This window comes from Chromatocurvus halotolerans (assembly GCF_004340525.1).
Taxonomy (GTDB): Bacteria; Pseudomonadota; Gammaproteobacteria; order Pseudomonadales; family Halieaceae; genus Chromatocurvus; species Chromatocurvus halotolerans.
Genome location: NZ_SLWX01000001.1, coordinates 389,160 through 413,426, shown reverse-complemented (window position 1 = coordinate 413,426; position 24,267 = coordinate 389,160). Strand labels below are relative to the sequence as shown.

Annotated in this window: 21 protein-coding genes; 9 read left to right on the top strand and 12 right to left on the bottom strand. The window is 60.7% G+C overall.

What is annotated here, in order from left to right; translation table 11 throughout:
* Window positions 1–74: 74 nt before the first annotated feature.
* Window positions 75–1,955: a DUF885 family protein gene (locus EV688_RS01780; protein WP_117316745.1), complete on the bottom strand. Its 1,881-nt coding sequence runs from the start codon at window positions 1,953–1,955 to the stop codon at window positions 75–77.
* A gap of 480 nt (window positions 1,956–2,435) precedes the next feature.
* Here EV688_RS01780 and EV688_RS17835 point away from each other — a divergent pair, with 480 nt between their 5' ends.
* On the top strand, window positions 2,436–2,666 hold the full coding sequence (locus EV688_RS17835; RefSeq protein WP_117316743.1) for an IS66 family transposase: 231 nt from the start codon (window positions 2,436–2,438) through the stop codon (window positions 2,664–2,666).
* Window positions 2,667–2,826: 160 nt separating this feature from the next.
* On the opposite strand, the gene EV688_RS01770 is transcribed toward EV688_RS17835, so the two are convergent.
* The 4 genes from EV688_RS01770 to EV688_RS01755 form a co-directional block, all read right to left on the bottom strand.
* Window positions 2,827–3,798: a class I SAM-dependent methyltransferase gene (locus tag EV688_RS01770; protein ID WP_162883864.1), complete on the bottom strand. Its 972-nt coding sequence runs from the start codon at window positions 3,796–3,798 to the stop codon at window positions 2,827–2,829.
* 377 nt (window positions 3,799–4,175) lie between these two features.
* Complete coding sequence (locus EV688_RS01765) at window positions 4,176–7,163, bottom strand: TonB-dependent receptor plug domain-containing protein (protein ID WP_117316739.1); 2,988 nt, start codon at window positions 7,161–7,163, stop codon at window positions 4,176–4,178.
* Between the two features lie 565 nt (window positions 7,164–7,728).
* The gene (locus EV688_RS01760; RefSeq protein WP_131917530.1) at window positions 7,729–9,156 is read right to left on the bottom strand and encodes a leucyl aminopeptidase family protein; all 1,428 of its coding nucleotides are present in this window, start codon (window positions 9,154–9,156) and stop codon (window positions 7,729–7,731) included.
* Between the two features lie 337 nt (window positions 9,157–9,493).
* Window positions 9,494–10,147 (bottom strand): Fe2+-dependent dioxygenase, encoded by a 654-nt coding sequence (locus EV688_RS01755; RefSeq protein WP_205686579.1) that lies wholly within the window; start codon window positions 10,145–10,147, stop codon window positions 9,494–9,496.
* A gap of 66 nt (window positions 10,148–10,213) precedes the next feature.
* On the opposite strand from EV688_RS01755, the gene EV688_RS17345 reads away from it, so the two are divergent.
* Together EV688_RS17345 and EV688_RS01740 are read left to right on the top strand one after the other, a co-directional pair.
* A complete protein-coding gene (locus EV688_RS17345) occupies window positions 10,214–11,134 on the top strand; it encodes a hypothetical protein (RefSeq protein ID WP_162883863.1) in 921 nt (306 codons plus the stop codon).
* A 44-nt stretch (window positions 11,135–11,178) separates the two neighbouring features.
* On the top strand, window positions 11,179–12,342 hold the full coding sequence (locus EV688_RS01740; RefSeq protein WP_131917528.1) for a DUF6607 family protein: 1,164 nt from the start codon (window positions 11,179–11,181) through the stop codon (window positions 12,340–12,342).
* A 78-nt stretch (window positions 12,343–12,420) separates the two neighbouring features.
* Here EV688_RS01740 and EV688_RS01735 read toward each other — a convergent pair whose 3' ends face one another.
* Together EV688_RS01735 and EV688_RS01730 are read right to left on the bottom strand one after the other, a co-directional pair.
* Window positions 12,421–12,723 (bottom strand): DUF3240 family protein, encoded by a 303-nt coding sequence (locus EV688_RS01735; protein ID WP_117316728.1) that lies wholly within the window; start codon window positions 12,721–12,723, stop codon window positions 12,421–12,423.
* Window positions 12,724–12,733: 10 nt separating this feature from the next.
* Window positions 12,734–13,696, bottom strand: coding sequence for a sodium-dependent bicarbonate transport family permease (locus tag EV688_RS01730; RefSeq protein ID WP_240624303.1), 963 nt, complete (start codon window positions 13,694–13,696; stop codon window positions 12,734–12,736).
* A gap of 152 nt (window positions 13,697–13,848) precedes the next feature.
* On the opposite strand from EV688_RS01730, the gene EV688_RS01725 reads away from it, so the two are divergent.
* From EV688_RS01725 to EV688_RS01715, 3 genes are all read left to right on the top strand, one after another.
* Entirely contained in the window at window positions 13,849–14,268 is a 420-nt protein-coding gene (locus EV688_RS01725; RefSeq protein WP_131917527.1) for a hypothetical protein, read from the top strand.
* A 149-nt stretch (window positions 14,269–14,417) separates the two neighbouring features.
* A complete protein-coding gene (azu, locus tag EV688_RS01720) occupies window positions 14,418–15,080 on the top strand; it encodes an azurin (RefSeq protein ID WP_162883862.1) in 663 nt (220 codons plus the stop codon).
* A gap of 23 nt (window positions 15,081–15,103) precedes the next feature.
* Window positions 15,104–16,216 (top strand): di-heme oxidoredictase family protein, encoded by a 1,113-nt coding sequence (locus tag EV688_RS01715; RefSeq protein ID WP_165876879.1) that lies wholly within the window; start codon window positions 15,104–15,106, stop codon window positions 16,214–16,216.
* 121 nt (window positions 16,217–16,337) lie between these two features.
* On the opposite strand, the gene EV688_RS01710 is transcribed toward EV688_RS01715, so the two are convergent.
* From EV688_RS01710 to EV688_RS01700, 3 genes are all read right to left on the bottom strand, one after another.
* On the bottom strand, window positions 16,338–17,210 hold the full coding sequence (locus EV688_RS01710) for a patatin-like phospholipase family protein (protein WP_117316719.1): 873 nt from the start codon (window positions 17,208–17,210) through the stop codon (window positions 16,338–16,340).
* Between the two features lie 50 nt (window positions 17,211–17,260).
* The gene (locus EV688_RS01705) at window positions 17,261–17,779 is read right to left on the bottom strand and encodes a DUF1993 domain-containing protein (RefSeq protein ID WP_117316717.1); all 519 of its coding nucleotides are present in this window, start codon (window positions 17,777–17,779) and stop codon (window positions 17,261–17,263) included.
* Window positions 17,780–17,849: 70 nt separating this feature from the next.
* A complete protein-coding gene (locus EV688_RS01700) occupies window positions 17,850–18,524 on the bottom strand; it encodes an alpha/beta hydrolase (RefSeq protein WP_117316715.1) in 675 nt (224 codons plus the stop codon).
* 235 nt (window positions 18,525–18,759) lie between these two features.
* On the opposite strand from EV688_RS01700, the gene EV688_RS01695 reads away from it, so the two are divergent.
* Window positions 18,760–20,094, top strand: coding sequence for a ribonuclease J (locus tag EV688_RS01695; protein ID WP_117316713.1), 1,335 nt, complete (start codon window positions 18,760–18,762; stop codon window positions 20,092–20,094).
* A gap of 16 nt (window positions 20,095–20,110) precedes the next feature.
* Here the strand turns inward: EV688_RS01695 and EV688_RS01690 are convergent, their stop codons facing one another.
* Both EV688_RS01690 and EV688_RS01685 read right to left on the bottom strand, forming a co-directional pair.
* Window positions 20,111–21,478: an amidohydrolase family protein gene (locus EV688_RS01690; RefSeq protein WP_117316711.1), complete on the bottom strand. Its 1,368-nt coding sequence runs from the start codon at window positions 21,476–21,478 to the stop codon at window positions 20,111–20,113.
* 198 nt (window positions 21,479–21,676) lie between these two features.
* A complete protein-coding gene (locus tag EV688_RS01685; RefSeq protein ID WP_117316709.1) occupies window positions 21,677–23,284 on the bottom strand; it encodes an ABC-F family ATPase in 1,608 nt (535 codons plus the stop codon).
* A 305-nt stretch (window positions 23,285–23,589) separates the two neighbouring features.
* Here EV688_RS01685 and EV688_RS01680 point away from each other — a divergent pair, with 305 nt between their 5' ends.
* On the top strand, window positions 23,590–23,979 hold the full coding sequence (locus EV688_RS01680; protein ID WP_131917526.1) for a hypothetical protein: 390 nt from the start codon (window positions 23,590–23,592) through the stop codon (window positions 23,977–23,979).
* Window positions 23,980–23,997: 18 nt separating this feature from the next.
* A complete protein-coding gene (locus EV688_RS17340) occupies window positions 23,998–24,156 on the top strand; it encodes a hypothetical protein (protein WP_162883860.1) in 159 nt (52 codons plus the stop codon).
* The last annotated feature ends 111 nt before the right edge of the window (window positions 24,157–24,267 follow it).

Genomic DNA, 24,267 nt, shown 5'->3' with positions numbered 1-24,267 from the left:
GCGCTTGCGACGGTCTGCAGCAGACCAGGCCCTGTGCGCTTCGGGGGATGCCGATGTCCTACCGATCGCTGTTCTCAGGTGCCGAACTCCTGCTCCAGCCCATGGAACAGTGCCTCACGCACCAGGACCACCGGCAGGAAGCCGATCCGGTACACGCGGTCGTGGAAGTCCTTCAGCGTTCCTTTCTGGTCCAGTTCGCGCATCTTGCTGAAATAGTCCTCTCTCAGCAGCATCCACTGGAAGTAGCCCAGCGTCGGCGCCGCGTAGTCAGCGCCGGTGCGGGCGACGATGTTGTCGATGTTGATCTGGCCGCCCTGGGGCACGAAGCCGATGGTCGCGGTCTCCAGTTCCACGGCCTCGTCGTAGCTCAGGCGCCCGGTGTTGATGCCCGAGTCGATGATCACGCGGCCGAAGCGCCACAGCTTGAGGCGCAGGGTCTCCAGCTCGTACACGTCCTGCTTGTCCTCGGGGAACCAGCCGTACTGCGGGTCCGGGGTCAGCTCCCACTCGATGTAGTAGCACCAGGCCTGGTTGGACGAGTAGTCCTCCAGGTAGCGCCGCAGCTTGCGCGGATTCTCCTTGCGGTACAGGCTCTGCAGGTGGTGGCCCGGGTAGACCTCATGCGGGGCGATGGCGTACATGAAGGAGGCGTCCTTCTCGGACAGGTTGGCCTCCTGGATTTCCCGCGGCCAGTCCGGCGACACGGGAATCACCCGCCAGGCGGACTTGCGGCTGGGTGAATCCGGCGCCACCGAGGGACCGAATCCCCACCACTGGGAGGCCCACATGCTGGGGTCCGCTGCGGCCATGATGGAGTCGTCGTCGTCCCAGGGAATGCTCACGAGGTCGTTGTCGATCACCCAGTCGCGGGTGGCCCGGGTGGCCTCGTGGTGTTTGTAGACCAATTGCTCGGCAAAGAAGTGATCTTCCTTCTCGGCCTTGATGATTTCCAGCCAGCTGCGCGCGGAATCGATACGGCGCGCCTTGATGCGCAGGTGATCCTGCACGATGGCGAACTGCTGGCGCCCCCACTCGTGGAATCCTGGGACGCGGGTGAAGCCGGGATCGCCACGGGCAATGCGGCGCAGGTGGATATCGTCCTCCGGGAACATGAAGCGGTGTTCCTGCAGTGCGTTGAACACCTCCGGACCGACCCGGAAATCGCCGACCGGCATCTGCGGCACGTCCTCGCGCAGAAAGCCCTGGAAGCGGTCGAGGGCGGCGAGCGCATCGGCGTTCTCCGCCAGCAGGCGCGTTCGCAGTCCCGCGTCCTCCACCCGTGCGGCAAAGGCCAGCAGATCAGTCTGCAGCAGGGAGCGGAAGCCGTCCAGCGTAAGGTGGGTCAGCTCTATCCAGCGCGGGATGTACTCATTCAGGTTCTCAGCGCCATTGGCGAGCCGCTTCTGCAACAGGGCCAGGTCGCCGATCAGGCCTTCCGCGCGGGCGTCGATGGCGCGGGGGTCGCCGAGGATCTTGTAAGCGACGGGCGCGTTGTTCAGGTAGATACGCGGGTCCTGGCGCCAGCGCGGCACCTGCTCGGCGACCAGCAGGTCGGCCTTGAGCTGGCCCTGCAGGAAGCGGTACTCGATGTCCTGGTCGACGCTCAGGCTGCTGCGATCGATACGCTCCAGTCGGGCGAGATAGTCGCGCATGAGCGAAATGCGCCGGGCGAAACTGTCCGCGCTGAGTTCGCCGGCGGCGACGGCATCGCCCGAGTCCGTCTCGTTCTGCACCTTGCCAACGCCCATGAAGTCGGCGAGGTAGTCGTCGATGTAGTTCTCGAAATCGGGGTTGAGACGCTCCGCCCGGGCCGCAGCCTGTGCCGGACCTGCGAGAATCATCACGGTGAAGAGGCAGGCCGTTGCTGCGGCGAGAACGCTGCATCGCCAACGCGGCGTGCATTGTATTGCCGGTCGACACAGGGCGCGGTTTCCGGAGCTGGGGTGCAGGATCATGTTATTGTCCTTGTCTGCCGGTTGGCGAGAGCGGATGTTATTAGCCTGGCGATATATTAGCGTCCGTCGCGGGTATTTGGAACGCCGCGCCAGGCTGCGTGCTGCTCGGAGAGTACGGGTGCGTGACCGCCAGTTGCAGTGGCTGACGGCGGTGTGCGATGGCCATGCTTTTTATTGTGTCCTACCCCCTGCCGATGAAAGCGGCAGGGGGGCATAACCTTCAGATCGTGTTTCTGAACCGCAGTCCAGGTGCTTTATCCTGATGCACGCTGGCAGGATACCCACCAAAGCCTGCGCCGAACAAAACGACCTGAGTGTGTCCATGCCATGTAGTCGCCCCGCAAAGACCTGGTCGCGCGCGGCCGTGTTGCGCACTGGTGGCCGCGGCGTTACGAATCGCGCGTTCGCGCGCTTTGCCAGGGTCAGAACAAAGAAAGAGCCGCCGTCTGTGCCGACAAGATCGACAGCCTGGCGAACTGGATGATCCGGGATGGCACTCTGGTGCAGCCTCTGCTCAATCTGATGCGCGATCATCTGCTGGCGTACGACGTCCTGCAGACCGATGAGACGACGGTGCAGGTCCCAAGAGAAACGGGCAAAACCGCGCAATCCCATTCCCGTTTGTGGCTGCAGCGGGGCGGGCCACCGGGCGAGTCGATCGTGTTACTTGGTTACGACCCCAGTCGGAGCCAGACGGTGCCGCCGGCGTAAAAACCAGCGCCAATCTCTACCTGCTGATCGAGATTGCCAAGGCCAATGGCCTAGAGCCCTAGATTACCTGCGTCGTGTCTTTACGGAATTGCCGAAGGCCCAAACGGTGGATGTCATAGAGGCGCTGCTGCAGGCGATCCGCATCTTCGCTGAACGACCGTCAACGCCGCTTGGTGCCCCGGAGAATCCACGCCCCGTCGCGGGCGGGGTCGCCCAGGGCGAGGCGGGCCGGTTCATCCATAGTGAGCCCCCCTGAAGCCAATCGCTCGCGCCAGGCCACAAGCCCGGTCTCGTCCAGAGCGGCGTCGAGCATAGACTGCATCCGTTCCCGCCAGGCGGTCATTGTGCTCTGGACCTCCCCCGCCCAGGCGATCACCTCAACGGGCTCGAACGCTGCCATTTTCCGATACATGTGGGCGATGTCGTCATAAGTGCGGAAGACCAGCCCGCCGCCGATGCCCCTGCCGTGCTCATCCATTACCGCCTCCATCGCCTTCACGCAAGGGGCGAGGTCCCGGTCCGCCTGCGCAAATGCGTCACGGCTGCCGCGGCCGCGGCGAAGTGCCAGGTTTTCCTCGACCAGGCGAATGAAGGCCGGCAGCACACCGCTGTCGCGGACGCCGTCGAGGGCGTCCCGATTGCCCCGGCACTCGTCCCAGATGGCGCCATTTTTCAGGTGCATGATCAACGCCACCGTGCCGCCGGGGCGCAAAACCCGGGCGGCCTCGCCGGCGGCCCCGGGCGGGGCGTACTCGACGCCAAATTGGCTGACCACGTGTTCACAGCAAGCGTCCGGCAAAGGCATGTTGTTGGCGCTGGCACAAACAGCGGCTACGTCCGGATGTTGTGCCCTAATCAGGTCGATGGCTGCGCGACTCACGTCGAGACAGGTCAATTGGAAGTCGCGCTGGTCGTTGCGGGCAACGGACTCAGCCAGCGCAGTCACCGCGCCGTGACCGCAACCCAGGTCGAGCACCCGCGTGTGGCCCTCCTCTGCGAGCGCACAGGAGCGAAAGAAAGCGAGCCAGAAATCGCGCAGCGCGGGGGCTCGTGCACCGATTTCCGGCACGATGCCGGCTCGCTGGGTCTGTTCCCAGTAGTCCTGCCAGGCTTCTGAATCCGTCCCGTTCATGGCTTCGGGCATACCTCCTTGTTATCAGGTAGGAGTCAGGTTTATTCCCGCCGACCTCTAACACCATCGGGCATACGCTTCCGTGCTACGGCGAAATAGCTCATTCAATCAAGGGATAATAGTAAGCGACGATCAATAGAAGGCTCAACCGGGACGCTATGAGGTTTGGTCGGCGCTATACCACAGCGCCGGCCTGGCCGATCCGCTGATGCTTGTCCACGGTACGCGCGATCAGGTTGTCCTTTACTCGGACACGATTGCCGTCGTGAAGAACCTCATGGAGCGAGTCTAGCCTTATATGCACCCGATCAGCGCCATGCCTGGCGCACAAAAAAAAGCGGCGGGATTAACCCGCCGCTTTCAGCTTTTTCCGCGACTCAGAACCGGGCGGTTACTGTGCCGAAGAGCTGAGTGCCGATCTCGAAGATCGTGGGGTAGGTGTTGCCGTTACCGAGGGACGGACCTGCTCCAGTAAAGACCGGGGGCTGTTCGCCCAGCACGTTGAGCGCACCGACACGCGCCGTGATTTTATCGGTGATGTCGTAGCTCGCAGTCAGGTCAAGGTAATTGATGGCATCGAAGGTCGACTGGAACTCGTCCGTTGTATCGTCGTTATCCGTCTCACCGAAGTACCGCCACGTTCCGATCAACGACACATTCCAGGGCGTATACCAGGATACGTTCAGACGATGCCGGTACTCGGGGTTGGCACCCGTGCCGATACCGCCGTCCTGGCATGCATTCCCGAAAAATCCAGCACATTCGACGTCCTCTCCCCCCGGGAATGGCGTCAGTGCCAGCGAATCGAGGATCGTCGAAGCATAATCGATGCCCACGGTATGTCCACCGGACAGGTCAAACGAGTAGTTTACCTGCAGGTCCACACCGCTGGTCGCACGCTCGGCGATATTGACCTGGGTCTGAACGAAACCAAAGCCCGGCTGGTTGCCTTCGAGGTCACCACGAGGACCGCGTCTGATGAAGTCGCAGAACGAGAGGTTTCCGGCAAGACAGTTATCGAACGTAACCTGTGCAGGTACACCCTGGGCGATGGCATCTTCGATCGTTATGTCGAAATAATCGATGCTGACCGTAAGACCCGGCAATGCCTCGGGGGTAATGACCACACCGAAAGTAACCGTATCTGCAACTTCCGGATCGAGATTCGGATTACCGCCCGTGATCGATCCGGCCTGGCCGGACGCCGTGTCAGCGATACTTCCGTACTGCCCCTCTGTTACGCCAGTGCGGGCACACACATCGAATGATGCAAGCGGGTTAGGGCCGGAGCAGGGATCAAAGACCTCCACCTCGGTACCGTTGATAATCTGCGTCCCTTTCGAGGTGAGGTTGGGCAGGCCGTTGGCAAGCCCGTCGTACAACTCGACGATGTTGGGTGCACGCACCGCCCGTTGGTACTGGGCACGCAGCTTCACGTCGGAGGTAGGAGCCCAAGACAAAGAGGCGCCATACGCGTTGGTATTGAAGTCATTCCCAACGTCGTTACCGAACGCCTCGTACTGCGAGTATCGGTACTGTCCGCGGAAGGTGAGTTCCTCAGCAAACCGCGCACCCGTTATGATCGGCACCTCGACTTCGGCGAAAACTTCACTCACGTCCACCTCTCCCGAGACGGGCGGCTGGATTGCTCCGCCAAGGCCACCGGTCCGAAGCGCCTGGTCCGGCCTGAAGTCGAGCTCGTCTGTCCGGTACTCGGCGCCCACAAGAAGACCGACACCCGCATCCGTCCATGGGAGGCTTACGCCGTATTCACCGAGGTTGACCTGGATGTCGCCACCAAACACCGATTGTGTGGTCGAACCAGACGAGACCCCAACGCCCTGGATGAAGTCAAGGGCCTCTTGTGTCACGAAACTCTGCCCATCGGCCGTGCGCTGAAAAATGTTGTAGGGAACGCAGCCGCCGGTCTGATCCCGACACACAGGATTACCGTCGTCGTCGAGCACCACGTTCAGGGCCTGGTTGACCAGGTCAGCCACGAAGTAGTTACTGTCGAAGGACTCGTCGCTTGTCTGGGAGTACTGGGCGAAAACGTTCCAACGCCAGATATCGTTAAAGCTGCCTTCCAGGCCACCCACCCAGCGGAATGCCGTGTTGGTGAGGCGGCTGTTGCGGCCGCCGCCCTCGACGTTTCGATAGTTGGTCCGGGTGCTCTCCTTGATCGTGCCCTCGGCAATGTCCGCAGCGGTACAGCCATAGGCTTCGGTGAGCGGGATTCCGGGGTTGTTCTGAATGAACGGGTTGTCGCAATTTACGTCCCAGAGAGGACTGAAGGTCGCCGTCGGGGCGATCTGAGCGTCCGACACGTTGTTCGTGTACTGGAACTCGGTGTAGGCCTCGACATCGGGGGCAACTTCGTAGTGACCGCTCATGCTGAATTGATATCGCTCAGACGGACGCTGGAAGAAATTCACAGGGCCGAAGTTGTACAGCTGGCCAGAACCGCCCGTAAAGGGCACTGCCGTACCGTCGTCTTCCAGGAAGACCCGTCTACCGCTTCCGTCGGCCGGATCGCCGAATGACCGGAAGTTTGACGATCCACCACACTGGTAACCGGCGAAGCTCGTCGGCCCTGAACCGGTGCCCAGGGCGCATGCCGAAACGGCTCGATCACCTTGCAGGATCTCCTCCCGATCCTCGTAGGAGGCATAAAACGTCAGATTGCCGCGGCCATCTTCCGTGTTCACGCCCATGATGCCGTAGAGGAGCGCCTCGTCGCCGTCGATAGTGCTATCCGCGCTCGGGAAACCAGCAGCTGCCTGAACCTGATCCCAGGGACCATCGTCGTTGGCATTGTAGTTGGCGCCATACTGGCCACCGATCTCGATTCCTTCGAAATCCTTCTTGAGAACGAAGTTGGCAACACCGGAGACGGCGTCGGAGCCGTAAACCGCGGAGGCGCCACCGGTGACGATATCAACGCGCTCTACAAGCTGCGTCGGGATGAGATCGAGGTTAGCTGCGGGAGAGGAAGAAGAGCCCAAGGGAAGCCGACGACCATTGATAAGAACCAGAGTTCGAATCGCGCCCAAGCCGCGCAGGTTGAGCTGAGCTGTACCCGTCGCTCCGTTGGCCGTCTCCGAGGCCTGCGCGGCAAACGCCTGCGGCAAGACATTGATAAAGTCCTCGATCCGGGTATTACCGCGGATCTGTGCCTGCTCACCAGACACGCTCAATACTGGCGTTGCAGACACGAGGTTTGGGTTGGTCTGAAGTCGAGAACCGGTTACGACGACCTCTTCGACCATTTGCTCTTGTTGAGCGCTTGAAGGCGCAGCAACCAGGAAGGCGGACGCACCGATAGCGGCGCTGACGGCCATCGTTAGTGGTTTTCTTTGCAACATAGTTTATTCCCCCTTGAAAAGATATGTTCGGCTTATTCCCCTGTAAAAAGATATGCTGGCCATGTCCACGCAAATTACGCCACGGCTTTTTAAACCCTACATACTTTTGCACTCAGTTGGCTGTGAAAAATTCACAAAAATGCGACAAAGAGCAGGCAAATTTCATGAACCTAGGGTGCGTAGCTCATGCGTATTTTTCGTCACCCTGTTCGAGACAATCCCCTTAACGAAGGACTTTCTCAATGCCAAATCATTATTTGAGGATGAAGCGAGGTAATCGAGGGTTAACCGAATTTACAGATTAGGAGTTGCTTAATCGACAGGGCGGTCCAGCTCGCCACCCTGCCCGATATAGTGAGCCTTGGCATCACGGTGGTCAGGCAGCAGGAGGTTCAGCGCACGGTTGTGTTAATGACAAGGCCCCTGAAGCCGATCTTGGCAGAGGCCCCGGCCATGCACGGCATCTGCGATGGCCATGCTTTTTATTGTGTCCTACCCCCTGCCGATGAAAGCGGCAGGGGGGCATAACCTTCAGATCGTGTTTCTGAACCGCAGTCCAGGCGCTTTATTCTGATGCATGATGGTCTCTCAGGTATTGATCCAGCGTCAGGACTCCCCATCCCGAGTAACCCTTGGGCGTGGTCGGCGTGTCTTTTTCGTAGTAATCAACACCCGCAATATCCAGGTGCGCCCAGACCTGGTTCTCGTCCACGAAGGTTCCGATAAACGCGGCGCCAACGCTGGCGCCAGGGCTACCCACGCCGCTGTTGATGACGTCGGCATAGGCGGACTTTATCTGCTCGAAGTGCGACGCATCCAGCGGCAGGCGCCAGACGTTCTCGCCGGCGGCGCGGGATGCAGCTGTCAGATCTTCGATGATGCCATCGTGGCGACCGAAAATACCCGCATACTCGTCACCCAGAGCGCCGCCAACCGAGCCCGTCAGCGTCGCGACGTCGATGAGAACACTCGGCTTGTATTCCTGCGCACCGTAGTAGACCGCGTCCGCGAGAACCAGCCGACCTTCTGCATCCGTCGAGCGGATCTCGATGGTCGTGCCGGACATTGCCGTCACGACATCGCCTGGCCGGTTTGCACCGCCCGACGGCATGTTCTCCGCAAGTGCAGCCAGCGCGACAAGATTGATCTTTTCACCGCGCTTCGCCGCCGCAAGCACCGTGCCGGTGACGACCCCGGCGCCGCCGAGGTCACCCTTCATCATCCACATGTTGTCACCGGTCTTCAGCGACAGGCCGCCTGAATCGAAGGTAATCCCCTTGCCAGCCAGGACGACCGGCGCTGTATCGCCGCCAGCCATATATTCAATGATCAACAGGCGAGGTGGCCGCTCGGATCCCTTGCCAACACCGTAGTGCGAACCCATGCCAAGACGCTGCAGTTCGTTCTCATCCAGCGCGCGAACCGTGACGTTATCCAGGCCCTGGAACGCCGCCTGTGCATGTTCAACGAATGCCTCCGGGTACATCAGGTTGGCAGGTTCAGAGCTGAAATCACGCGCCATGTAAATGCCTTCCGCGAGGTGTTTCAGGTCGCCATTGAAATGCTCGGCGGCGGAAGTGTCGTCACTCAACACGCGAACAACAGGTAACTCGGCGCTATCAACTCTCTCGGCTTGATAGCGGTCAAAGCGATAGCTGCGCAGCTGATAGCCGAGCGCGACGTGTGCAGCTGACACCCCTTCGCGCATATCGATTTCGCCCCACAGAACGTTGACCGGCGCGCCGCTCGTTCCATCGTTCAGTGACGCGGCCAACCCGCCAAAGTTCTGGGCGGTCACCCGGTCAACAGGTTCGCTGCCAATACCCACCAGATCAATGCGTGAGAACGGATGAACGCCGTACAGCGTCAGGCTGGTTTGCAAAGCACCGGTGAAAGACGCCTCTTCCACGGCAGCCGACAAGGCGCCCTCGGTCAGGGTGTCGATCTTCAATGCCAGCCCCGCAAGGCTTTCTCCCTCTTCAACAGGGATCACTATGCTCCCCGCTTCGGGAATATCGAAAGCAGCAAATTCAAATGCGCGCTGCGCAGATACGCCTGATGCTGCAAAGGTAAAAATAATAAAAAGCAAGAAACGTTTCACTGCAATCTCCCTGTCAATCTGTGTGGTTGTACGCTGGCGGCGCCGCGGCGAGCGGCGCGCCGGGTAGAAGTGGTCAAAGCAAAAGGGCCGCGCCACAGTCCTGGAACCACCCAGTTGATATTAAGTATGCCATCGTCAGCGCAGAAGTGTATGTGTATTGGCAGGTTTCTGGGGGCGGACGCTCCGAACTGGGTTATGCGCGCGACTCGTCTACACCATCCACTTGCGTTTACACCATCCACTCCCGAAGAAGATTGTTGTGAATCCATGACAGGCGATCGTACAGCGTCGTTTTCCCCCGGCTGCCGAATTCCTCGTGCATTGCCGCGCCAAGTTCGAACAGCAGCTCTCGGTGCTGCGCGGATCGCACGTTGCTGGTGACCCAGCCCACGATGGCGAGCCGCTCGCCTTCCTTTACCGTATTGACACGGTGCAGATAGGTTGACGGGTAGAGAAGCATGTCTCCGGCCTCCAGCTTCCAGGCCCGCTCGCCGCTGGTATCCTCGATCACGAGCTCGCCGCCGCGGTAGTCATCGGGCGCTGACAGGAACAGCGTGAACGATATGTCTGCGCGACGCCCGGCCATCAGGGGCGCATCGACGTGAGAGCCATAGTGCATCCCGGTGGCATAGCGGCTGAGCAGCAGTCGCGCGAACCCGGAAGGTCTTGCCGCGTCGCGGAAGAGGTCGTTCGCCATCAGGCGCCTCTCGACCAGCGCGAGCGCGCCATCGACGGCGGGCCCGGTGCCCTGCTCATTCTGCTTGACGGCAGCTGCAGCCCGCCCGGCAGTTGCCCGGCCGTCGGTAAATCGCGCATTCCCTACAGCGTCGAGTACCGCCATCAGGTCGGCTGACGTCAGCACCTGTGACAGGTGTAGAATCATATTGAGAATCAATCGTATTTGTGGAAGGATGGCAGACTACCACGAACCCACCTGGAGAAACAGATCATGCAAGAGCATCGGAAACGCTGGCTGTCATTGAGCGTCGCCATCGCCAGCGGCATCAGTCTTGGTGCCGCGGCTGCCCCGGACAGCATGCCCGTGAAAGAGGGTCACACTGCTGGCCTGACGCTCGCGATGGCCGCTGAGGGCGAAGGCGAAGGCACAGTTGCCATGGGCAAAGGTGAAGGTGAGGGTGAAGGCGGCGAAGGCGAAGGTGCCATGGGCGAGGGTGAAGGTGGCATGGGAGAAGGAGAAGGCGGCGAGGGAGAAGGCGAGGGTGCATCGGGTCCTGCGGACCTCAAGGCTGACGACCAGGCCTACCTGACGCGCCTCGGGCTTATCCGGGGTCACCTGCGGGTCGGCTATGAGCTTTATCGGGACGGGCATATCGAGATGGCAATCACGCATATGAAGCACCCCCGGGACGAGCTCTACGCCGGACTTGTTCCCGCGATGGAGGCGCGTGACGCCGCTCTCTTCGACACCGAGTTAAGCACTCTGGCCGAGCGCGTCACAGCCGACGCCGGCGCCGCCGAGGTAGAGGCGGCATATGCGGCGCTTGAGCAGCGAATTGTCAATGCGGAAACCGTGGCCAGTGTCTCGCTGAAAACGGCGTTGCTGAGCGTCATGGACCTGGTCCGCACAGCCGGCGAAGAATATGCACTCGGTGTGGAAGAGGGCAGGCTGGTCAACCGCCATGAATACCAGGATGCCTATGGATTTACCGAGATTGCGAAGCAGCGCCTGCGCGACCTGCCGGCCGAGGTGCGCGCGCAGTCCCCGGAAACCGTGGAGAGGGTTCAGCAGTTGCTTGCAGACCTGAACGACCTGTGGCCGGATATTGCACCCGGCGACAGCGTGGACGGTGAGCCCTCGCGCTTGTATGGCACGGCGGCACGGATCGAGATCGCGGCTCTGGGACTCTGAAACTCAGCATCGTCTGCGAACCCGCCTGTTCAGGGAGAAAACCCATGAATCGAATTACAGATACTGGTCTCCCGGCATCTATGGAGGCGCGGCTGTGCCTGATGTCTCTGCTGCTGGTGCTGGCCATGCCCCTCGCCGCCCAGAGCCCGGGCAATGCAGGGGGCGGGAAACAACGACAGTACACCTATAGCTGGTTGTTCGCCGAGGAAGCGGCGATGGCACCTCGCGGCGGCACGACGCGCGGCCCGGAGGTCACCCTGGAGAGAGAGCCTGCCGACGCCTGGCAGGCACTGCAGGAGCCCGATATCACTGCCCGGGAGCGGGACCGTCGCGCTATTCTCGCCATGGCCGGCGACTATCGCACGACCTTTGACTTCATTGAAACCATCGGCCTGACCCCGGGTTATGAGCCCGCACGTCCCTATCGGTCCTGGGGAACAGAGCGCGTCTATGTGGTTAAGGACACGCCGCACGCTGTGAGTCTGCAGCATATTCTGGTGACGCGTATCCGTCAGGATGATGGAGAGCTGTCGGAGCCGTTTGTGGTCAAGCACTGGCGACAGGACTGGCACTATGAGGATCGCAACGTGCAGGCCTTTGTCGCCCCGGGCCTGTGGGCCCATGAGCGTCTGGACGAGCAGGACGCGGAGGGGCGCTGGACCCAGTCGGTCTTCCAGGTGGACGATTCGCCGCGCTACGAGGCCAGCGGCGTCTGGGTGCATTCGGGTGATCATTCCTACTGGCAGAGCGACCAGCGAAGACGGCCACTGCCCCGGCGGGAGTTCAGTGTGCGCGATGACTATCAGGCGTTGCTGGGTAGCCACCGCATCACGATAACGCCTTCAGGCTGGGTACAGGAAGAGGACGCGTTGAAGCTGGTGCTGATGGATGACACCGGACCGCATCCAGAGACGCCGCACCTGGCGCGCGAGGCTGGGCTGAGTCGTTACGAGCGAATCCGGGATTATGACTTCAGTCCAGGTGATGACTACTGGCAACGCACCGGTCCGTTCTGGTCGGCAGTCAGGGACTACTGGTCCGGGGTCTATGCGCAGCATCGGGACTTCCGTCTGGAAGACACAGTCGATGGCAAGCCCCTGTTCGTGTCGCTGTTTGAGCTTGCGGAAGCCTATGCGGATGAACCAAAGGATACGCTGTCTTCCCTGTCGGCGCTGATGGCGCGCGCGGTGATTATCGAACCGGAGTGAGAGGCCGGTCTCGCTGCTGCGTCCCGGTAACCTGGTTGCGTCAGACCTGCTGTGTCAGTGGCCTGTCCCTTGCAATGGCTAGAACTTCTCCTCGCGCAGGATCTGCACCTCGCTCAGGAAGCAGATAATCGCGAAGTCGCGGTGGTACTGATTGCGAATGTGCGCCAGCAGCCGCTGGGCCAGCTCGGTGTTACAGATCACTTCCACACGGATATTGCCCTCGTTATCCCAGGCCGAGCGGCGGACTCCCCGGGAACCGCGACCGCGAGCATCCGATATGGTCCAGCCGGGGACCTCGAACGCCTCCAGGTCTTTCACCAGCTTTGATTCGAGTGCGGCTTCGCCGATGAGCGTCAAGAGCGTACGTGTTGGCAATGTCATTCGGGGATCCTCAAGCGATCAGCCACTCGGCATAAGCAAGATACAGGGGAATGCCGACCAGAATATTGAATGGGAACGAGATGCCCAGCGATGCCGTCAGTGACAGAGCCGGGTTTGCCTCGGGCAGCGCCAGACGCATGGCGGCGGGGACCGCTATGTAGGACCCGCTCGCGGCAAGCGTTGCCAGAATGGCGGTCCCGCCCACCGAGAGGCCGAGGGCATGCCCCAGGGCGCCGCCAATCCCCGCTCCCGCCAGTGGGAAAGCCAGTGCAAAGAATGCCAGCCGGATACCGCTTTCCTTCAGGCTGCCGAACTGCCGGGACGCGATGAGACCCATCTCGAGAAGGAACAGTGCCAGCACCGGTTTGAACATGCTGGTGTAGAGCGGCGCCAGCGGTGCGATGGCGTCCTCTCCGGCCAGCAGGCCGATACACAGACCGCCCAGCAGCAGAACAATACTCTTGCCCAGAAAGACTTCGCGCCCCAGCGAACGCCAATCCGTATCGCGGGCAATACCTTTGGCCAGCAGCAGACCGACAATGATTGCCGGTACTTCCAGAACCACGACGAAAAGCGGAATGTAGCTTTCGAAATGCAGGTCGCGGGCCAGCATGTAGGCAATGGCCACGGCAAAGGTACCGGCGCTGACCGAGCCATAGTGTGCGGCGATGTTGGCGGAGTCCACGCGCGAGAAGCGCAGTATCCGCAGAGCCGGAAACGCGATCACCGGCAGCAGACAGCCCAGTGCGAGAACGGCCAGGGTCTGCCACAGCAGCACTGGGCTGGCCTCTGCCGCCAGTTCCACGCCGCCATGCAGGCCGATCGCCAGCAGCAGCAGGATGGAGAGCGTGTCATACAGCGCAGGCGGTAGCTTGAGTTCGCTGCGCGACAGACCTGCGAGGAGTCCGAACACGAAGAACATGACAACGGGGTCCCAGCCCATGATTACCTCCGGGGTTATGTTCGGGCTCAAGATAAAAAAATTCCGATCGGGAAGCATAGCATGATCGCAGCATGCGCCCCGGCGGGTGCCCCGATATCGGCATTAATTAAATAAGAATCATTTGCATTTGGGTGCGCTTTGGCTATGCTGTGGAAACCGGCAATGACAAAGGGAGACACACCGTGACAAACGCGCACCAGCCTCATCAGACAACAGAAGCCTCGCCCCGCTGGCGACAACTGGTGGAGTCGGCGAATGCCGAGTTCCGGAATGGCCGTTTGCAGCGCTCCGCCGAGCTTTACGCCCGCGCCGCCCGGGTACTCGACAAAGAGCTGGCGGGCCAGCGGCTGACGGCGGCTTTCCTGCTGGCCAAGGTGATTACCCTGCAGAACTGGGCGGCCGCGCTGGCGCGGCTCGGTGACCTCGGTGCAGCGGACCTTACCTATCGACGCGCGCACGGTCTCGTGCGCGAAATCACCCAGGACAGCCAGCAGCCGCCGCAGTTGCGGGCGATTGCCCTGCGCCAGTGCAAGGTCACTCTCGCGGAATGGTCTGCGATGCATGACCGATGCGGCCCTTGGGAGGGTCGTGTCCTGCACTGAGCAGGCTGCTGTGCCCGGTAGAGCGCGACTTTGAGAGATCAAGATCCAGTCGCGTGACTCGGCACGCGCTTTTCCGGTAATGATTCCTATTTGCAAATACGATGCGTTCTCATTATAGTCACGATTCAACGACAATGAGGGAGGACAATATGAACAACATCCTGCAAGCCCGAACCCCCGCCGGGTATATCCGCGGCATGGCTGCGGTTTCCGTGCTTTCCGCCCTGGTGGCGTGCGGCGGTAACGAACCCGGATCCGAATCAAGGTCGAGTGAACGGTCGGCAGATGAATCACAGCCGACCAGAACAGTATCTCAGGCCGAATCCGGGGAGGCGTCTGAGGGCAGAACCGGCAGCGCCTCCTCGGCCGATCAGGGCACACAGCCGAGCGAATCTGCCGACCGCGTCGACGAAGGTGACGCCAATGTGGCAAGCGACTGCACCTTCGACGTGGAAGTGGGCGACAACCTGCAGTACAGCGTCTCGCAGATCACGGCACCGGCGGACTGCTCCGACTTCACCCTGAACCTGGTGCATACCGGCAAACTGCCGGCAAACGCAATGGGGCATAACTGGGTGCTGGTACCTGAGGGCGCCGGGCTGGAGATCGCGAGAGCCGGCTCTTCGAAGGGCCTCGAGGGCGACTATCTTGCAGACGATGAACGCATTATCGCGGCGACGGAAGTCATTGGCGGTGGCGAATCCGCCAGCATTACCTTTTCGTTAGACGGTCTTGACGGTGATTACACCTACGTCTGCACCTATCCCGGCCATGGCGCTGCGATGCGCGGTACATTCAGCGTCCGATCCTGAGGTCTGAGCTGAAGGCCCAGCAAGTGAAACCCCTCGAACGGGAGAACGTGAATCTCCTTCGAGGCTTCCTCAAGGGTTTTGCGGGCATTCTACTGGCACTTCAGATCGCCGGCTGTGACGGCGGGGGCCATGTATCTCCATTTGCAGCCGGTGGCACTGCGCTTACCGTTGATATCCCGCCAGGTGTTGAACCGGCGACATTGCTGCATGCCCCGCTGGATCAAGACGCATCCAGCCGTGAAGGCCAGGCACTGTTTCAACGCGACTGGGGGCGCGACTTTCCCGGGCGGCGGGACACAGCGGCTGTGCCTGCAGTGACAGACTGCGCGGACTGTCACGTCGAGGCCGTCGGTGCCGGTGCGGAAGCACGGCAGGCATCGACGGGGCGTCAGGCCCCACCCGTTTTCGGCTGGGGCCTGCTGGCCGCGGTTCCCGCAGAAACCCTGCAGCGCATGGCAGATCCGGGCGACGCCGATGGCGACGGTATCAGTGGGCAACTTTCCACCGTGCCGGTTCTGGCAGACGGCACCCGGGCCATCGGCCGGTTTGGCTGGAAATCCGCCCAGCCTGACCTGTATCAACAGATTGCCACGGCGCTGATTGACGATCTCAATGTCTCCACGCACCTATACCCGAATGCTGATGCGTCCTTGTCCGCGCCGCGATTGTCCGCAGCGCAGCTGGCGGGTCTGGAGCGCTATGTCGTCGGGTTGGCGGTCCCTGCCCGGCGACAACGCAGCGATCCTGAGGTTATCCGCGGAGAAAGACTGTTCGCGCAGACCGGGTGTGCGACCTGCCACGTACCCGTGATGGTTACGGGTGAGGGTGGAGATGCGGCACTATCAAATCAGGTGATCTGGCCCTATTCCGACCTGTTGCTGCACGATATGGGTGTCGCGCTCGCGGAATCGGAAGATAGCGAGTTACGCCGCGAATGGCGCACGCCGCCGCTGTGGGGCATCGGCCTGATGCGCGACCGCTATCCGCGTCGAGGATTGCTCCACGATGGTCGTGCGCCGGATCTGCATTCCGCCATTCTGTGGCACGGCGGAGAGGCACGGGTATCGCGGGATGCCTTCAGGGCCCTGCCGGCCACGGAACGGGACGCGCTACTGAGTTTCCTGCGATCCCTGTAGACGGCCCCCTGTTCGTGAACCAGGTCGGTAATGCGTTACCGCAGGTGCCACTGGCAAGGTGTTTCACACCGGGGACTGGACTAAGAGCTTTTCGGGCAGCGGCTTTCCTGCTGGCCTGGCTTCAGGTATCTATAACCTGTTTCCCCAGTTGGTATCCCAACTCGATCATTTCATTGGCACGATGAAAATCGAGCACGTCACATGCGTTTACCGGTATTTCGATCAGGGTATCGGGCCAATAGGCGGCCATCTGATAACGCGCAATGCGGTCCTGCATGGCCTCCAGTGACTTGCTTATGATCTCAATGGCGGAATCACTGTCTTCTGCTGATGATGCCAGGCCGATGCGTTCTTTGACGTTCTGCAACCAGCCTGGGGCGCCTTCTTCAGTGTCCTCGTCGTGCGCTGCATCAGCCGCGCGCGGCGGCTCCTTTTCCGCGCCATTCAGAGAAACCACCACCAGATGCGAAGCACCGATGCTTTTAATCGGCGCGATCGGCAGCGGACTCAACAGCCCGCCATCCACCAGTGTGCAGCCATCCCGCAGGACCGGCGTAAAAAACCCCGGTATCGCAATGGACGCCCGAATAGCCTCAAACAGCGGTCCGTTATCCAGCCAGATCTCACGACGGTGCTCTATATCGGAGGCGATGGCGGTAAAGGCGATATCCAGGTCCTCTATGCGCTGATTTCCCACCAGGTCACCCAGTTTGTCTATGAGACGGTCGCCCTGGAACAGGCCTGTGCTGGTGAACGAAAAATCCAGCAAACTCCAGACATTGGTTGCGCTCAGTTCCGCGACCCATGCTTCATAAATGTCCAGTTTGCCGGCGGCGTAAAGCCCGCCGATCAGGGCGCCGATTGACGAACCGCTCACCGCCTGTATCGTGTATTTGCCGCTGTCATTCAACGCGCGGATAACGCCTATGTGAGCCAGCCCACGAGCGCCGCCGCTGCCAAGGACTAGCGACACGGGTGTTTTTCTGTCAGTCATTTGCTACCTCTGAGCAGCCGACTTGAGTTCTATCAAGACACGCTGACGCTTCATCGCTTGATTCGCATGCGCCCCAGATAGTCCCGCTTGCCCAGGGGCACACCGCGCATTCGAAGGATGTCGTAGGCAGTTGTCGCATGAAAGTGCATATTGGGGAGCGAGAAGGTCATCAGAAAATCCTCGGCGAGGAAGTCCAGCCTGAAATCCCCGATCTGAAAGATGACGTCCCTGCCTTCAAGGGAATCCACGTCCTCGCGGCCAACTGCATCAAGCTCGCTGCAGGCATCGGCCACGAGCTGCTGCAGCCCGGCGTAATCATGGTCCGGGCCGGAGGGCGGCATGAATTTACCTGCCCTGGCGCCCTCGATGGCGCCCCGGGAATGGTGGACGACAGACTGGATCTGGAAGCGAAGCGGCAACATGTCGGCATGCAGTCGCGACTCCACGAGCTCCTGGAGATCGATGCCGTGCTCACTGCAGTGGGACTCACCTTTCTTCAGTATACCGGCGACCGCGCCGAGGGTTTGCTGAAACGAGGCGACGCTGACATCGTAGAGGGAAATGCCCATGGTGAAATCTCCTTGTCACGTTGTGGACATGCAGTGTCGGTCATCCTGTCGTGGCACACCAGTGCCGTCATCAGTCTGCTCGGTCGTCAAGGCAACGGCTTAAAAATGCCGCAATATCCCGCACCTCCTGCAGACAGACCTCATGCCCCATCGCGTAGTTGCTGTACTCCGGCTGGTAACCCCACTCGCGGAGTTGCTGCGCAGCTCGCTGCCCCAGCACCTCCGGGACCACCTGATCGCCAGTGCCGTGGAAAATGTGCACAGGCAAATCGCGATTGGCGTCACTGGGCACCGTGATATGTGCCGTGGGGAAGTAAGTGGATAGCGCCATCAGCCCCGCCAGCGGCTTTGCAAAGGTGAGTGCTGCATGCCAGGCCACAGCGCCGCCCTGGGAGAAGCCGGCAACCAGGATGCGGGTGCTATCAATACCCCGAGCCATCTCCCGCTCGACCAGATCGACTGTGCGTTGTGCGGAGTTCAGCAACTGGCCCTCATCAAGCTTGCGCTCAAGATCGAGCGCCGTGATGTCGTACCAGGCGGGCATGACCATGCCACCATTGACCGTGACCGGAATCTGTGGGGCATGGGGGAAGACAAAGCGCACGGCCAGGCTGTCTGGCAGACGCAGCTCGGGCACGATTGGCTCAAAGTCGTGACCGCTGGCGCCCAGGCCATGAAGCCAGATCACGCTGGCGTCTGCGTCGCGATGTGGGGGGTCGATTTCAACACAGGGAAGATAATTCATTCGGGTAAGAATCCATTCATTGGTTCAGGTGGCTAGTGGGCCGCGAAACCGTTTGTCGTTACTGCATTGTCAGGCAGGCAGCTTGCCTGGCGGAAGCGAATGCACTGGTGAAACGATCGTACACCGGTACAGTCGGTGGTGCATTGATGCGGTTGCGCGTCCGGGGTTACCGAATTCGATTTCCCTGCCTGCGGTCGGCATACTGCTGCCTTCCTTATCTGGCAGGCTTTTTTTGATGACTCCCGGTCCCGATGATCTCTGGTTTCTGCCCCTGGGCGGTTGTGGCGAGATTGGCATGAACCTGAATCTGTATGGCCACGACGGGCGTTGGCTCATGATTGACTGTGGCATAACCTTCGAGCGGCTTTCGGCAGGCGCAATGCAGATCCAGATGGCTGACCCTGCGTTTATCGTGGCACGCCGCGACTTGCTCTGCGGGCTGGTTATCACCCACGCGCATGAGGATCACGTCGGCGCTGTTGCAAGACTCTGGCCTCAGCTCCGGTGCCCGGTGTATACCACAGGCTTCACGGCGGAGATTTTACGTCGCAAGCTACTGGAGGCTGGTCTGACGGACGCCGTACCGCTGCACATCGTCTTGCCCGGTGACACATCGGCGCTCGGTCCCTTTCGGGTCGAGTGGGTGAATCTGACTCACTCAACGCCAGAATCGCAGGCTCTGGTCATTGGTTGTGCGGCTGGCAATGTGTTCCACACCGGAGACTGGAAGCTGGACGGGGATCCCGTGGTTGGTGCGCGCTATCCAAGGTGTCGCTACCGCGCGCTGGCCGATGAAAGCATACTCGCCATGGTCTGCGACTCAACCAACGCACTGATTGAGGGACATTCGAGGACCGAGGGTTCACTGTATGCGGGTCTGCAGCGGGTGGTCTGTGAATCCGCAGGCCGCGTGGTCGTCGCGTGCTTCGGCAGCAACATAGCACGTCTGCATACGCTGGTTCAGGTCGCTGCGGCAACGGAGCGACGCGCGGCGATACTGGGTCGTTCGCTGGGCAATTATTTCCGGGCGGCAAGGACCGCCGGACTGTGGGACGCGCAGCTGCGCCTGATCGACAGTGCACACCTTGGCTACCTGCCGCGAAGTGAGGTCATGGCCATCGCTACGGGTAGCCAGGGCGAGAAGGGCGCGGCGCTGGATCGCCTCGCCGGTGGTTCGCATCCGGACATGGTGCTGGAAGAGGGCGATACCGTGATTTTCAGCTCGCGGGTCATTTCCGGAAATGAGGAGGCCGTCGCGGCTCTCGTGCGACGACTGCACGAGCTTGGCGTCATCGTTGTGCAGGACGGTGATGGGCCAGAGGCCCTGCACGCTTCGGGTCATCCCTGCCGGGATGAGCTGGCGCAGATGTACCGGTGGGTACAGCCGCGCATTGCGATTCCCGTGCATGGTGAGCCTGATCACATGGCAGCCAACGCGCAGCTGGCGCGCGCGGTGGGCGTGCCCCGGCAGATCGTCGGACGCAACGGCGATCTGTTCATGCTGGCTCCGGTGCCCGGTATCAGGCGCGGGGCGGTGCCCGTGGGACGCCTGCGGCACGGCGCCCGATGATTCCTGTGACGGCGCGCTACTTCTTGTCCCAACCGTAAGCGGGCCCGTTATGGAAAAAGTCCATCGGCGCGACAACGCCGTCGCGTTTGAACACCAGGCCATCTTTCATGACAAAGTCGATACCGTGCAGGGCGTCGATGTTCTCGAGGGGATTTTCCGGCATGGCAATCAGATCGGCCATGAAGCCTTCTTTTATAGGGCCGCGCTCATTTTCCAGCTCGCTGATTTCGTAGCCGTGGGTTGTCATGATCTTGAGAATGTCGGCGTGCGGAATGCCGGCTGCTTTCCATGTCTTGACGAACTCGAGCGTCAGTTCCCCGCGATCCATGCCGCGGATGAAGTAGTCGGCGTCGGTTGAGAAAACGAGTTTCACGCCCTGGTCGTAGGCATCACGCAACATCGCGATACGTCGCTCCCACTCCTCATCGCTGACCCGGGACCACGCAGCTTTCGGTGTCTCCGTGCCGGCGCGCCAGATTCCCTTTTTGGCCATGATGGCATGCAGCTCCGGGTCCATCGCTCTGTCATGGTCCAGTGACCAGAGGCCGGCCTCCGCAGCGCGGCGCGCGCCCTCGGGCGTCTGCACATGGCCGCTCACCTTGCGCCCTGCATTCGCAGCCTCGGACACGAAAAGCTTGAGTTGGTCGACGGTGTACGGATAGGCCTGGCAGTCAACACACACCTTGATGACCCTGGCGCCGTAATGGATGTTGCGGCGAATGGCCTTGACGATTTCGTCATCGGTGTCCGCATTCAGATACTCCGGGTATACCGTTTCCTCGCGCTCGGGAATTTCGGAGAACTGCCCGCCGAAGGCGCCGATGATGATGCCGGAGTTGATCATCGTCGGGCCCGGGACCCATCCCTGCTCAATGGCGCGTCGCAGCGCGGTATCCGCGTAGAGGCCGTTGTTGCCCAGATCCCTCACAATGGTGAAGCCGGACGCCAGCTTCTGGAAGCCGGTGGAGAACGACTGGATGGCCCGGATGGGCGTGGAGTCCATGAGCGTGGTGAAATAGTACTTGTTGCTCTCCGGATCCTCCTTGTAGGTCAGGCCCAGATGGTCGTGAGCGTCGACGAGGCCGCCGGTCACGTAGTGGCCGGAGAGATCAATGATCTCGGTATCGGCTGGGACTTCCAGGTTCTCGCCAATCGCCTGAATGATGCCCCGTCCCGTGCGATTGTTGCGCTCGATGAGGATTTCCTGGTCGGGGGTTGCAGTGCCGCTTGCCGGATCGACCAGGTGACCCGCCTGAACGAGCACCATTTGAATGTCATCGGACGCTTTGCCTGCTGCCTGGGCGTTAACGGTTGCGGGCAGAAAGACGATAGCAGACAGCAGGAGCAGGGTCGTGGCGATAGTGCGCAGGCAATAAGTTCTCATAGCAGTCGGTACCTTTGGTAGCGTGGAAAATCAGTATAAAGATTTTCGATGACTCAGGTACAGGGCGCATCACCAAGGCATTCTGGCCCGTGGCTCTGCGAGGACGTCAGTCCCGCAGATTTGACCCTCCGGTCGACCCGATCGGCACCATCATGGACGATCATGACAGTCGGGGAGACCTCGGGGACTGATCGGCCGTCAGGCGGCTCTTGAATCCGATGTGGCTCTGCCCGCCAGGTATTCGTCGTAGGTGCCCTGGAAATCCACCAGGGTCTGATCCCTGATCTCAATGACACGGGTAGCCAGGGAGGACACAAACTGGCGGTCGTGACTCACGAAAATCAGCGTGCCTTCGTAGTTGGCCAACGCCTTGTTCAGCGCTTCGATAGCTTCCATATCCATGTGGTTGGTCGGCTCATCCATGATCAGTACGTTGCTGTCCATCATCATCAGCTTGCCGAACATCAGCCGGTTCTTCTCGCCGCCAGAGCATATGCTGACCTTCTTGTGGGCATCGTCCGCGGTGAACAGCAGGCGGCCCAGCATGCCGCGAACTGCCAGGTCGTCGTGCCTGGGCATGCGCCACTGGGTCATCCATTCAAAGATGGTCAGATCACTGTCAAAGTCGGCAGTGCTGTCCTGCGGACAGTAACCGATCACGGCGTTTTCTGACCACTTGATCTCGCCGCTGTTGGCTTTGATCTCATCTATCAGGCAGCGCAGGAGGGTGGTCTTGCCGGCACCGTTTTCGCCAATGACAGCCAGACGTGCACCGGCGTCCAGAATCAGGTCGCCGCCCTCAAACAGCGGGATGCCGTCAAAGCCGTGGGACAGATTTTTCAGAATCAGCGCCTGGCGGTGCAGTTTTTTGCTCTGATGGAAAGTAATGTACGGAGAGACCCGGCTCGAGGGCTTGATCTCGTCCAGCTTGATTTTTTCCATCTTCTTGGCCCTGGAGCTGGCCTGTTTCGCTTTCGACGCATTGGCCGAGAAACGGTTGACGAAACTTTGCAGGTCTTCCAGCTCGGCGCTCTTTTTTGCGTTTCCGGCGTGCAGCTGCTCCTGAATCAGGGTCGATGCGGCAACAAAGGCCTCGTAATTGCCCGGGAAGATACGCAGTTCGCCGTAATCGATATCCGCCATGTGTGTGCACACAGCGTTCAGGAAGTGGCGGTCGTGGGAAATGATGATCATGGTGCTTTTGCGCTGGTTCAGCATGTCTGCCAGCCAGTGGATGGTGTGGATATCGAGGTTGTTGGTTGGCTCGTCCAGCAGCAGGATGTCCGGGTCTGCAAACAGCGCCTGTGCCAGCAGCACGCGCAGCTTCCAGCCGGGGGCAACCTGCTTCATCGGACCGAAGTGCAGTGCCTCGTCGATGCCGGCTTCCAGAAGAATCTCGCCGGCGCGGCTCTCAGCGCTGTAGCCGTCCATCTCGGCAAACTGCACCTCAAGCTCGGCCACGCGCATGCCATCCTCTTCGCTCATTTCCGGCAGCGAATAGATGCGGTCACGCTCCTGCCGGACTTTCCACAATTCACTGTCGCCCATGATGACCGCGTCCACGACGCTGTAGTCCTCAAAGGCAAACTGGTCCTGACTCAATATCCCCACGGTGCGCCCCGGTTCTATGGAGACGTTACCCGCAGTGGGTGTGAGTACACCGCTCAGTATTTTCATGAACGTGGACTTGCCGCAGCCATTGGCCCCGATCAGGCCGTAACGGTTGCCGTTGCCGAACTTGGCAGAGATATTCTCGAACAGCGGCGTGGCGCCGAACTGCATGGTGATATTGGCGGTGGTGATCAAGATTGTGTTCCTGAGGTTTGCAGACAAGGGGTTGGAAAACCGACGTCGCCATTAAAGGCGGAATGGAAGAGGCAGACCAATACGGAGCCCGTAGCATACTGGCTTGCGCCCCGACTGTCGAAGGTCCTGTCAGACGTCTGGCGACTGCGGGCGCCAGAAACTGGTGCTCTCGCAGCGCCAGGCAGTTGTTGCCATGCTGGTCTGCTACCATTCACGGTAGTGACAGGCGTTATTGCGACAGGGCAGGGCTGTGCAGTCAGTTGTGCTCCCGCGCTCTGATACTTCAAGATGGAGGGCAGTTACACGTGCCAGATTTCTGTTCCTGGGTGATGCCAGCCCGACTGGCGTTGCCGCTTGCCGCCCTGCTGCAGGCCGTGTTTCCGCCAGCGGTACGGGCGGACATTGTTGTCGGCATGCCGGATGCCATCGTCTGCTCCGTCAAGGACCCAACGGGCACGCTCCCCTGGGAGCAGCTGGTGTTCTACGTTAGTGCTCGCACTGTCGACGGGCGCACCCTTTACAAAACGCTCACCTCCGATCCGGTGCTTCTGCTGGTGAATGCAGAGGGTATCGTTTCCGGGGGTAATCTGGCGGACTGTGACGGCCAGGCCGTAGCGTCTCTGGTCAGTAAGGGCAAAGCGTTTACGTTTGCACTCAGCCCGTCGGGCAGCGCACGGGGAAGCGACTCACGCTGAAAAACACAAGGCAGCCACATGAGTAATTTTGAGGTCCTGATTCTTGGCAAGTTCCTGCTCACCTTCAGCGTGCTCCTCGGCATCCCACTCTGGCAGCTGTATAGCCTGCGTCGGGAACGCCGGGTGGAAGAGAGCACCTGCACCGAAGACGGTCGTCTCGATCCCGAAGGAGGGTGAAGCGTAAGCGCGTGGCAGGGCAGGCGTGGCATCTTTGTCCTGATCGAGTCACTGAGATGGCGTGTGATTTGCACTTAAGGCCAGAATCCGGGAAAGTTTCGACAGGTTTTT

Excerpts from the sequence above, each read along its gene's own strand:
- EV688_RS01700 (WP_117316715.1), bottom strand. The coding sequence starts at position 18,524 with ATGAATTATCTTCCCTGTGTTGAAATCGACCCCCCACATCGCGACGCA.
- EV688_RS01710 (WP_117316719.1), bottom strand. The coding sequence starts at position 17,210 with ATGACTGACAGAAAAACACCCGTGTCGCTAGTCCTTGGCAGCGGCGGC.
- EV688_RS01770 (WP_162883864.1), bottom strand. The coding sequence starts at position 3,798 with ATGAACGGGACGGATTCAGAAGCCTGGCAGGACTACTGGGAACAGACC.
- azu (WP_162883862.1), top strand. The coding sequence starts at position 14,418 with ATGAACAACATCCTGCAAGCCCGAACCCCCGCCGGGTATATCCGCGGC.
- EV688_RS17345 (WP_162883863.1), top strand. The coding sequence starts at position 10,214 with ATGCAAGAGCATCGGAAACGCTGGCTGTCATTGAGCGTCGCCATCGCC.
- EV688_RS01780 (WP_117316745.1), bottom strand. The coding sequence starts at position 1,955 with ATGATCCTGCACCCCAGCTCCGGAAACCGCGCCCTGTGTCGACCGGCA.
- EV688_RS01735 (WP_117316728.1), bottom strand. The coding sequence starts at position 12,723 with ATGACATTGCCAACACGTACGCTCTTGACGCTCATCGGCGAAGCCGCA.
- EV688_RS01765 (WP_117316739.1), bottom strand. The coding sequence starts at position 7,163 with ATGTTGCAAAGAAAACCACTAACGATGGCCGTCAGCGCCGCTATCGGT.
- EV688_RS01695 (WP_117316713.1), top strand. The coding sequence starts at position 18,760 with ATGACTCCCGGTCCCGATGATCTCTGGTTTCTGCCCCTGGGCGGTTGT.
- EV688_RS01755 (WP_205686579.1), bottom strand. The coding sequence starts at position 10,147 with ATGATTCTACACCTGTCACAGGTGCTGACGTCAGCCGACCTGATGGCG.
- EV688_RS01705 (WP_117316717.1), bottom strand. The coding sequence starts at position 17,779 with ATGGGCATTTCCCTCTACGATGTCAGCGTCGCCTCGTTTCAGCAAACC.
- EV688_RS17835 (WP_117316743.1), top strand. The coding sequence starts at position 2,436 with ATGATCCGGGATGGCACTCTGGTGCAGCCTCTGCTCAATCTGATGCGC.
- EV688_RS17340 (WP_162883860.1), top strand. The coding sequence starts at position 23,998 with ATGAGTAATTTTGAGGTCCTGATTCTTGGCAAGTTCCTGCTCACCTTC.
- EV688_RS01690 (WP_117316711.1), bottom strand. The coding sequence starts at position 21,478 with ATGAGAACTTATTGCCTGCGCACTATCGCCACGACCCTGCTCCTGCTG.
- EV688_RS01740 (WP_131917528.1), top strand. The coding sequence starts at position 11,179 with ATGAATCGAATTACAGATACTGGTCTCCCGGCATCTATGGAGGCGCGG.